Origin of the sequence: Shewanella sp. 10N.286.45.A1 (assembly GCF_041470405.1) — a bacterium.
In the GTDB taxonomy this organism is placed as follows: domain Bacteria; phylum Pseudomonadota; class Gammaproteobacteria; order Enterobacterales; family Shewanellaceae; genus Shewanella.
The window spans coordinates 1-8,081 of sequence record NZ_JBFRMK010000220.1; the positions used below are offsets into that span (position 1 = coordinate 1).

Here is an 8,081-nt window from a genome sequence, read left to right on the forward strand (position 1 = left end):
ATCGATTAGACCAGAATAGATGGTTAAAATGTGCGAGGAACGAGCAAAAAAGCCAACTGTATTTTATCCCGATTAATTTACTTGTTAATTTACAATTACACCAATATTAGTGAAAAAGCACTTAGCCAAATTAGCTGAAAACCATATGAAATACGCTGATGGATGCCCGGATTGCTCTGGGATTTCACTGCTTTTGCCATAGCAAAAAGGTAATAAACAGTAGCGACGACAGAAACCAGTGAAAAAATACGGAAATATAATGGGATAATTTGAGTTGTTGGACTTATAGCTATTAATATTGGCGCAATAACTAACGAAAGCAACATGATAAAACCAGCCCAAGAATGTACTTTACAATTAAACGTAGGGTTTTTAGTAAATGGATCGGCGTCCATTGGGAAATAACCTGCGACCCAAGTACCAACACCATGAGCTATCACTAACCAACCCGCAACATTCACTAAAGTTGAAACATTTGATAGTTGTGCCAGATACCAACCGAAGAAGCAAAATAGAAAACCAAGAGGATAATTATTAATTAAGGGAGACAACTTTTCAGTTGGACTACCTGTTGCACCTAATTCACTACAGAATTGTTTAGAATGGCTGTAACCAGCGTAAAATCGACTTGCTACATAAACGCCAATGACGATCCAGATTGTTGCAATTAACCCTGAATAGATCGCAATACTTTCAAACATTACCAAAATCCTTTTTGTAAACTAACGCCTCGCTAACCAGCTCCCACGAGCTAAAAACTATCTTACGACAGCCTTTTCGCGTGTGCTTTAAGTTTTTTGAGAGCCCACTTATAGTGACTTGGCATCGACGAAACACAATAGTTGCCCAATGTGGTTGTTCCTGTCCAATCAAAATATTTCTTAGAGAATAGTTCATCATTTGAAAATGTTGTGCTTAGCTCAAGAGCTGCTTCGTGGCTTTCTTTAACCAATGCTTTTGCTAGCGAGAGTTCAGTTCCTTGGTGTTTTTCTAAGAATTCAATATTCATTTGGCCATATGTTTTCCAGTTATATGGCTCAGGAAGAAACTCCATTTTTTCTCCCGACATATTGGAATTAATCCAATTTAGCAACAGCTGATGCCACTCGTATAGGTGTATTAGAATATCTCTCAAGTTCCGATCGCGACTCCAGTGAGCTTCTTTCTTGCTAAGATCGTCTGAAAAATCGAACTCAGTATTTAGCTCAGCTGCAGACATTGATTCTATATACCGAATCAACTCTAAAAAGCCATCACTGGCTTGTGAGGTTAGTTCTTCCTTTGTCTTAGGTCTTGCCATCTTCGCAGATTCCATTTGTAGCCGCTCACGTGAAGCGCAACCATATCATACAACTATTAGCAAATTGTACCGTTCTGGTTACCATACCCACATGAAGAAATGTAAGCCTGATAGCTAAGTAGCAAAATTAGGGAGAATTGGGGGAAATGAGAGTTAGCTGCTGCCTAGAGAGGCTGCTAAAGTGAGATTACTAGATACAAAAAAGCCACTCTATTGAGTAGCTTTTTTGTTTTTATGGTGCCGGCACCAAGAGTCGAACTCGGGACCTACTGATTACAAGTCAGTTGCTCTACCAACTGAGCTATGCCGGCTTATCTTGCTAACAAGTTACTGTCTACACAGAAAACTCATTATAAAATGTTGGTGCCCGAACCCGGAATCGAACCAGGGACACGAGGATTTTCAATCCTCTGCTCTACCGACTGAGCTATTCGGGCAACTATCGTTATATAAATATAAACGTTAGATTTGTTACTTCAAACCAAGCTGTTAAAGCCTGTGTCGTTTGGAGTGCGCGTATATTATAGCGCTGAGTTTTATCCTGCAAGTGCTTTTTGTTTTTAGGCCGACTGTTCGCTTAGTTTGTGTGCAGTTGCAAATAAAAGAACAATGCTAACTGATCAAAAATGGATTTTAGCGGGTATGAATGCACTTAGGTGGCAGTCTTTTTGTACTACAAGCTGCAGTAAAGGAGTTGAAGCTTTTATCCTGTAATCGTTTTCTATTCTAAAAAGTAGAATGTAAAGACCTATATTTACTGATTTTAGTTGTAAAAATAGAATGTATGATGGCTCTATATTACTTATTTAGGGGACATGATGCTGTTAAATACTAAAAGCTCTTATGGGTTAATTGCGATCCTGTTGCATTGGCTTTCTGCATTTACCGTAATCGGTTTATTTGCTGTTGGTTTTTGGATGGTTGATTTGACCTATTACAGTGAATGGTACAAAACTGCGCCGCATTGGCATAAAAGTATCGGGTTGCTGCTTCTTTTCGCGACATTTTTCCGAATACTATGGCGACTTTTCACCGCAAAACCTGAGAGTTTGGCCACTCATAAAAGTTGGGAGGTCAAAAGCAGTCATGTAGCCCATTTAGTTTTGTACTTGCTTTTAGTGCTCATCATGTTGAGCGGATATTTGATATCAACTGCTGGTGACCGAGGTATATGGGTGTTTGATTGGTTTGAAATACCTAGCCTTGGAGCCATTGTTGATGACCAGGCCGATGTTGCTGGAGTTATCCATCAGTATGCAGCATACAGTTTGATTGGTTTGGCCATTGTGCACGCTATTGGGGCATTGAAACATCACTTTATCGATAAAGATTCAACATTACTGAGAATGATTAAAACTCAGCAAGACTAACATTTAAACAAGACTAAAATTTTAAACAATACTGACATTTTAACAAGATTAGCATTTAAAAAAGACGAGCACTCAAAGGGAGATAGCAAGATGAAAAAAGGTTTATTCGCGACGACATTAGCAGCAAGTTTAATGATGGCAAGTACCGCTCAGGCGGCTGACTATGTTATCGATACTGAGGGAGCACATGCATCGATAGAGTTTAGGGTTAGTCATTTAGGATATAGCTTTGTCGCTGGCCGCTTTAATACCTTTGCAGGTGACTTCTCTTTTGATCAATCTAAAATCGCTGACTCGAAAGTCAATGTCACCATCAATACTACAAGTGTTGATTCAAATCATGCAGAGCGCGATAAGCACCTGCGTAGTCCTGACTTTTTAAACACGGCGAAGTTTCCTGAAGCAACGTTTGTCTCAACCTCTGTTGATGACAAAGGTGATGGTACGTTTGTACTCAATGGTAACTTTACCTTTAATGGTGTGACTAAACCGCTAGCGATTGACGCTAAGGTAATAGGGGAAGGTAGTGATCCTTGGGGCGGTTACAGAGCCGGTTTTACTGGCAGCACTGAATTTGCGCTTAAAGATTACAACGTAAAAATGGACTTGGGACCAGCTTCTTCTAATGTGAGTCTAAACCTTGTGGTCGAAGGTATTAAAAAGTAACTCAAGCTGAGAATAATAAAAAAGCGCCTTGCGGCGCTTTTTTGTTGAAGACTATTCGTCGTCTTTTTGAGGTACATAACCCTCAATTTCAACGTCTTTACCTTCAAACAGAAAGTTAATCATTTGCTCTTCAAGGAACTTACGATCATCAACATTCATCATGTTGAGTTTATTTTCGTTGATAAGCATCGTTTGCTTGGACTGCCAAAGCGCCCACGCTTCTTTACTCACATTGTCGAAAATACGTTTGCCTAAATCACCAGGGTAGAGTTGAAACCCTAGACCTTCAGCTTCTTTCTTCAAATATACGCAGTTTACTGTGCGAGCCATGATTACTCCTTAATTAATACAGAACCTAAACTCGCTAGAATGCGCTCAGTCGCTGAGGCTAAACCAACTTTAGGTGGATGAGGTAAGTTATACCAGACCGAGGAGTCTTGTTCCATGATCTGGTTATCGCTAATCTTGTTTACTGAAACCAAAACCGGTTGAATATCGAGGTGAAAGTGGCTAAACGTATGCCTAAAGCCAACGAGTTCTTCACGATGCTTGATGTTAAATGCTTGTTCACTTATGTATTCTTCAAGTTCAGCTTGGCTAGTAAATTGAGGAAAACACCAGAGTCCTCCCCAAATGCCACTTGGTGGTCTTTTTTGTAGGTGAACATGGTCATCGTGTTCTATTACTAGCAACCATGCTGACTTTTCTGGGATCACTTTTTTAGGCTTTTTACCTGGGTACTCAAGCTGACGTCCACTTAATTGTGCTTTGCAGTCAATTGCAACGGGGCATGCTGCACAGTTGGGCTTGGATCGAGTACATACCGTTGCGCCAATATCCATCATCGCTTGGTTATACTTCTGAATATCTTTTGCAGGGGTTAACGCTTCAGTGAGTTGCCACAGCAGATTTTCAACTGGCTTCTTTCCTGGCCAGCCATCAATCGCTCCATGCCTCGCCAGTACGCGTTTTACATTACCATCAAGAATGGGGTGATTTAATCCAAGTGACAATGACAGCACTGCGCCTGCCGTAGAACGCCCAATACCTGGTAAAGATAATACCTCTTCAAAGTCAACGGGGAAGCTACCTTGGTGCAAGGTTACAATTTGCTGAGCGGCTTTATGCAGATTACGCGCTCTAGCGTAGTAACCTAAACCGGTCCAGTGGTGGAGCACTTCGTCTTGGTCGGCGGCAGCTAATACTTCAATGCTTGGAAAGCGACACATGAACTTTTCAAAGTAGGGGATAACCGTTGCTACTTGAGTTTGTTGCAACATGATCTCTGAAATCCATACTTTATATGGGGTTTTATTTTGTTGCCAAGGGAGTTGCTTGCGACCATGTAGGTCGTACCAACTGACAATTCGTTGAGAAAATGGGGCTGGAGTTTTCATCGGCGCAGTGTAACCACAGAGGAATACTTTAACAAGCAACAGTTGTGATCTCGTTCAAGCGTCTAACTGCTTAAACGGCAGGAAAATAGCTGACTTGATGAGTATTTTTTGTAAAACAGTGCTTGTAACTCGCACAAACTGAGATTATTGGTATAATTTTGCCTCAATAGGGCTTGCACTAAAGGTTTAACTTTGGATAATGCCTTTCTTTTTAATTAATAGCTGTCTTAAGCGAGGGCGAAAATGAGCGACGTAACAACCGCTGAATTCAATGAAGAGGGTAAATACCTTCGCAAAGTAAGAAGCTTTGTATTAAGAGAAGGCCGTCTAACAAAAGGGCAGGCTCAAGCGATGGAGCAACAGTGGCCATCTATGGGGCTAGATTATACCCCTGAAGCGATCGATTTAGTCGAGGTGTTTGGCCGTGAAGCTGACACAGTGCTAGAGATTGGTTTTGGTATGGGAGGTTCATTAGTCGAAATGGCTAAGGCGTCGCCAGAGCTTAACTTTATCGGTATTGAAGTGCATAAGCCTGGTGTTGGTGCATGTTTGTCTGTTGCAGCAGAAGCTGGCGTGACTAATCTTCGTGTTTATCATCATGATGCATTAGAGGTGCTTGAAAATAGCATTGCAGAAGGAAGTTTAGCTCGCGTGCAGTTGTTCTTTCCTGATCCTTGGCACAAAAAGCGTCATCATAAGCGCAGGATTGTGCAAGCTCCATTTGCTGAACTTATTCGCAGCAAGCTTAAAGTGGGTGGCGTGTTCCATCTTGCTACTGACTGGGAAAACTACAGCGAACACATGTTAGAAGTAATGACCGCTGCGCCTGGCTATAAAAACCAATCAGCTACTGGTGATGTGGTTGAGCGTCCTGAGCATCGTCCGCTAACCAAGTTTGAAGCACGCGGCCACCGTTTAGGGCATGGCGTTTGGGATCTCATGTTTGAGCGTGTTTAAGCGCTCTGCTGAAATTGACATACTTATAAAATAACCTTTCTAGGAGAATAACCATGGCAGCTAATCGTAGTCGTCGTTTACGTAAAAAATTACGCGTTGATGAGTTTCAAGAGTTTGGTTTCGATACTAACTGGACTTTCAATGAGTCTGTGACAGAAGAGCAGATAGACTCAATTGTTGATCAGTTTATTGAAGAGGTTATTGAGCCAAGAGATCTTGGTTTCCATGGCGGCGGTCACAAAGAGTGGGAAGGTATTATTGCTACTCAAGCTATCGGTAAATGTACTGATGAAGACAGAGCTGCAGTTAAAACCTTCTTTGAAGGACAGCCTGTTTCTGATGTCGAAATCGGTGAGCTTTACGATATTTGGTGGAGCTAATGCCTGAGCTGGCATTGCTTGAAGAGGTTATTGAAAAAGTACGCCCTCTTTTAGGTCAAGGTAAAGTCGCTGATTATATTCCGGCTCTTGCTGAGGTTAATGCCAATAAGCTTGGTATCGCAGTGACGACCAGAGATGGCGTCACAATAGGGGCTGGAGATTATCTCGAGCCCTTTTCAATTCAAAGTATTTCAAAAGTCTTCAGTCTTACGCTGGCACTAATGCATTACGAAGAGCCGGAAATTTGGTCTCGGGTAGGCAAGGAGCCATCGGGTCAGTCGTTTAACTCTCTCGTTCAAGTAGAGTTAGAAAAAGGGCTACCGCGAAACCCATTCATTAATGCGGGCGCTTTGGTTATTGCTGATCTATTGCAAGGCCGCTTAGGTGCGCCGAAACAGAGAATGTTGGAGATTGTCCGCGGGCTTAGTGATAATCAAAAAATTGGCTACGATAAAACGGTAGCCAGATCTGAATATCAACATAGTGCGCGTAATGCCGCTATCGCATATCTGATGAAGTCGTTCGGAAACTTCCATAATGATGTCGACACTGTCCTTAAGAGTTATTTTCATTATTGCTCTTTGAGAATGAGTTGTGCCGATCTTTCTAAAGCCATGATCTACCTAGCTAATGGTGGAAAGAGCTTGGCAGGTAAGCAGCTGATAACGCCTGTGCAGACAAGGCAGCTAAATGCGTTACTAGCCACTTCAGGCTTATATGATGGTGCTGGAGAGTTTGCCTATCGTGTTGGCATGCCCGGAAAAAGTGGTGTCGGCGGCGGGATCATCGCAGTGATCCCTGGTGATATGTCGGTGTGTGTTTGGTCTCCAGAGCTCGATGCTAATGGCAACTCACTCGCGGGAACCGCTGCGCTAGAGAGTCTTTGTCAGACTCTGGGCCGTTCAATTTTTTAGTATTCTTATCTTGCTCACTTAGCAATGTCATATTTAGCCAATAGTTCGTAATATTGGCTACTTCTTGTTACTCAATAACTACCACACTAAGCTTTAAAATACTCTTTTGTTATATTTAACAGTTGGTTATATCTGTTGGCATGCTCTGTGCTTTATCTAGACTAATTATATTTATAAGCGATAAAGGGTTACAGCAATGAAAAAACTTCTTACCTCTGTTAGCGTCTCAGCCGTATTACTGTCAGCTTCTAGTTTGCAAATGGTTAGTGCTCATGACGAGTCAGGTAAACACTTTAACAATGAATGCGAAGTATCACTTAATTATGATGTTACCGTTGAGCCTAAAAAGCTGACTGTGAGTAAAGTGGGTAAAGAGCAATACCGAATTGAAATGAATAAGTTATTTGTTAATGGTGAGCAAATCTCACTGAACAAACAGCAACAACAGCTTGTTAGCCAATATGCAGATGAAGTGTCATCACAGGTTCCTGAGGTTATTGAATTAGTTAATGATGCGGTAACGATGGCATCAACGGCCGTGAGTATGGCATTGACGCCATTGCTAGGTGATGCAACCGGTTCGAAAATTGATGAGATGATGGATGGATTGCAAGATAGAATTGAAGAGGTTGCTTATCAAAATGGCGACAAGTTCTATCTTGGGGCAACCGAGTCTTCGCTTGAAAGTGCATTTGGTGAAGAGTTTGAAAAAGAGATGGAACAGCTAGTTCAAAACTCGATCGGCACCATGATGATGAGCTTAGGTAGCCAAATGATGTCTGGAGACGGTGATTCTTTTGAGGCAAAAATGGATGCATTTTCAGTCAAAATGGACTCTATCGGCGAAGATATTGAACTGCAAATGGAAGAGCAAGCGCAAGATCTGGAAGCTCGTGGAGACAAACTTTGTCAGAACTTTAAGTCTTTAGTTGAATTAGAAAAGAAACTTCAGACTCAAGTCCCCGAATTAGCGAATTATTCTTTGGTGGCAACGGCACATAAAGAGCTACTTGAATAAGCACTATTAGGGGCAGTTAAACGTAAAATCCTTGAATAGATCCTTGTGTTGCTCAATTAAAGGGGCTGTAGACAATTCT

Annotated in this window: 10 protein-coding genes and 2 tRNA genes; 6 read left to right on the top strand and 6 right to left on the bottom strand. The window is 41.7% G+C overall.

What is annotated here, in order from left to right; genetic code table 11:
* Positions 1 to 95: 95 nt before the first annotated feature.
* The 4 genes from AB4238_RS16050 to AB4238_RS16065 form a co-directional block, all read right to left on the bottom strand.
* Positions 96 to 701 carry a DUF998 domain-containing protein gene (locus AB4238_RS16050; protein ID WP_372034334.1) on the bottom strand — a complete coding sequence of 202 codons (606 nt, stop codon included), beginning with the start codon at positions 699 to 701 and terminating at the stop codon, positions 96 to 98.
* Positions 702 to 763: 62 nt separating this feature from the next.
* Positions 764 to 1,300, bottom strand: coding sequence for a ClbS/DfsB family four-helix bundle protein (locus tag AB4238_RS16055; RefSeq protein WP_372034335.1), 537 nt, complete (start codon positions 1,298 to 1,300; stop codon positions 764 to 766).
* A 235-nt stretch (positions 1,301 to 1,535) separates the two neighbouring features.
* Positions 1,536 to 1,611, bottom strand: a tRNA-Thr gene (locus AB4238_RS16060).
* Between the two features lie 50 nt (positions 1,612 to 1,661).
* Positions 1,662 to 1,737: transfer RNA gene (locus AB4238_RS16065), tRNA-Phe, on the bottom strand.
* A gap of 381 nt (positions 1,738 to 2,118) precedes the next feature.
* On the opposite strand from AB4238_RS16065, the gene AB4238_RS16070 reads away from it, so the two are divergent.
* Both AB4238_RS16070 and AB4238_RS16075 read left to right on the top strand, forming a co-directional pair.
* Positions 2,119 to 2,670, top strand: coding sequence for a cytochrome b (locus tag AB4238_RS16070; protein WP_372034341.1), 552 nt, complete (start codon positions 2,119 to 2,121; stop codon positions 2,668 to 2,670).
* 90 nt (positions 2,671 to 2,760) lie between these two features.
* Positions 2,761 to 3,336 (top strand): YceI family protein, encoded by a 576-nt coding sequence (locus tag AB4238_RS16075; RefSeq protein WP_372034336.1) that lies wholly within the window; start codon positions 2,761 to 2,763, stop codon positions 3,334 to 3,336.
* Positions 3,337 to 3,387: 51 nt separating this feature from the next.
* Here the strand turns inward: AB4238_RS16075 and AB4238_RS16080 are convergent, their stop codons facing one another.
* The gene (locus AB4238_RS16080; RefSeq protein WP_020913719.1) at positions 3,388 to 3,666 is read right to left on the bottom strand and encodes an oxidative damage protection protein; all 279 of its coding nucleotides are present in this window, start codon (positions 3,664 to 3,666) and stop codon (positions 3,388 to 3,390) included.
* Positions 3,667 to 3,668: 2 nt separating this feature from the next.
* Positions 3,669 to 4,733, bottom strand: a complete 1,065-nt coding sequence (gene mutY / locus AB4238_RS16085) for an A/G-specific adenine glycosylase (protein ID WP_372034337.1) — start codon at positions 4,731 to 4,733, stop codon at positions 3,669 to 3,671.
* 243 nt (positions 4,734 to 4,976) lie between these two features.
* Between mutY and trmB the strand changes: the two genes are divergently transcribed.
* The 4 genes from trmB (at position 4,977) to AB4238_RS16105 (ending at position 8,002) form a co-directional block, all read left to right on the top strand.
* On the top strand, positions 4,977 to 5,690 hold the full coding sequence (gene trmB, locus AB4238_RS16090) for a tRNA (guanosine(46)-N7)-methyltransferase TrmB (RefSeq protein WP_020913717.1): 714 nt from the start codon (positions 4,977 to 4,979) through the stop codon (positions 5,688 to 5,690).
* A 53-nt stretch (positions 5,691 to 5,743) separates the two neighbouring features.
* Entirely contained in the window at positions 5,744 to 6,070 is a 327-nt protein-coding gene (locus tag AB4238_RS16095) for a YggL family protein (protein ID WP_372034338.1), read from the top strand.
* Complete coding sequence (gene glsB / locus AB4238_RS16100) at positions 6,070 to 6,984, top strand: glutaminase B (RefSeq protein WP_372034339.1); 915 nt, start codon at positions 6,070 to 6,072, stop codon at positions 6,982 to 6,984. Before AB4238_RS16095 ends, glsB begins: the two co-directional genes overlap by 1 nt.
* Before the next feature lie 196 nt (positions 6,985 to 7,180).
* Positions 7,181 to 8,002: a YggN family protein gene (locus AB4238_RS16105; RefSeq protein WP_372034340.1), complete on the top strand. Its 822-nt coding sequence runs from the start codon at positions 7,181 to 7,183 to the stop codon at positions 8,000 to 8,002.
* The last annotated feature ends 79 nt before the right edge of the window (positions 8,003 to 8,081 follow it).

What these genes read in the sequence shown, in the direction of transcription:
- AB4238_RS16050 (WP_372034334.1), bottom strand. Translation starts at nt 701, where the DNA reads ATGTTTGAAAGTATTGCGATCTATTCAGGGTTAATTGCAACAATCTGG.
- AB4238_RS16055 (WP_372034335.1), bottom strand. Translation starts at nt 1,300, where the DNA reads ATGGCAAGACCTAAGACAAAGGAAGAACTAACCTCACAAGCCAGTGAT.
- AB4238_RS16070 (WP_372034341.1), top strand. Translation starts at nt 2,119, where the DNA reads ATGCTGTTAAATACTAAAAGCTCTTATGGGTTAATTGCGATCCTGTTG.
- AB4238_RS16075 (WP_372034336.1), top strand. Translation starts at nt 2,761, where the DNA reads ATGAAAAAAGGTTTATTCGCGACGACATTAGCAGCAAGTTTAATGATG.
- AB4238_RS16080 (WP_020913719.1), bottom strand. Translation starts at nt 3,666, where the DNA reads ATGGCTCGCACAGTAAACTGCGTATATTTGAAGAAAGAAGCTGAAGGT.
- mutY (WP_372034337.1), bottom strand. Translation starts at nt 4,733, where the DNA reads ATGAAAACTCCAGCCCCATTTTCTCAACGAATTGTCAGTTGGTACGAC.
- trmB (WP_020913717.1), top strand. Translation starts at nt 4,977, where the DNA reads ATGAGCGACGTAACAACCGCTGAATTCAATGAAGAGGGTAAATACCTT.
- AB4238_RS16095 (WP_372034338.1), top strand. Translation starts at nt 5,744, where the DNA reads ATGGCAGCTAATCGTAGTCGTCGTTTACGTAAAAAATTACGCGTTGAT.
- glsB (WP_372034339.1), top strand. Translation starts at nt 6,070, where the DNA reads ATGCCTGAGCTGGCATTGCTTGAAGAGGTTATTGAAAAAGTACGCCCT.
- AB4238_RS16105 (WP_372034340.1), top strand. Translation starts at nt 7,181, where the DNA reads ATGAAAAAACTTCTTACCTCTGTTAGCGTCTCAGCCGTATTACTGTCA.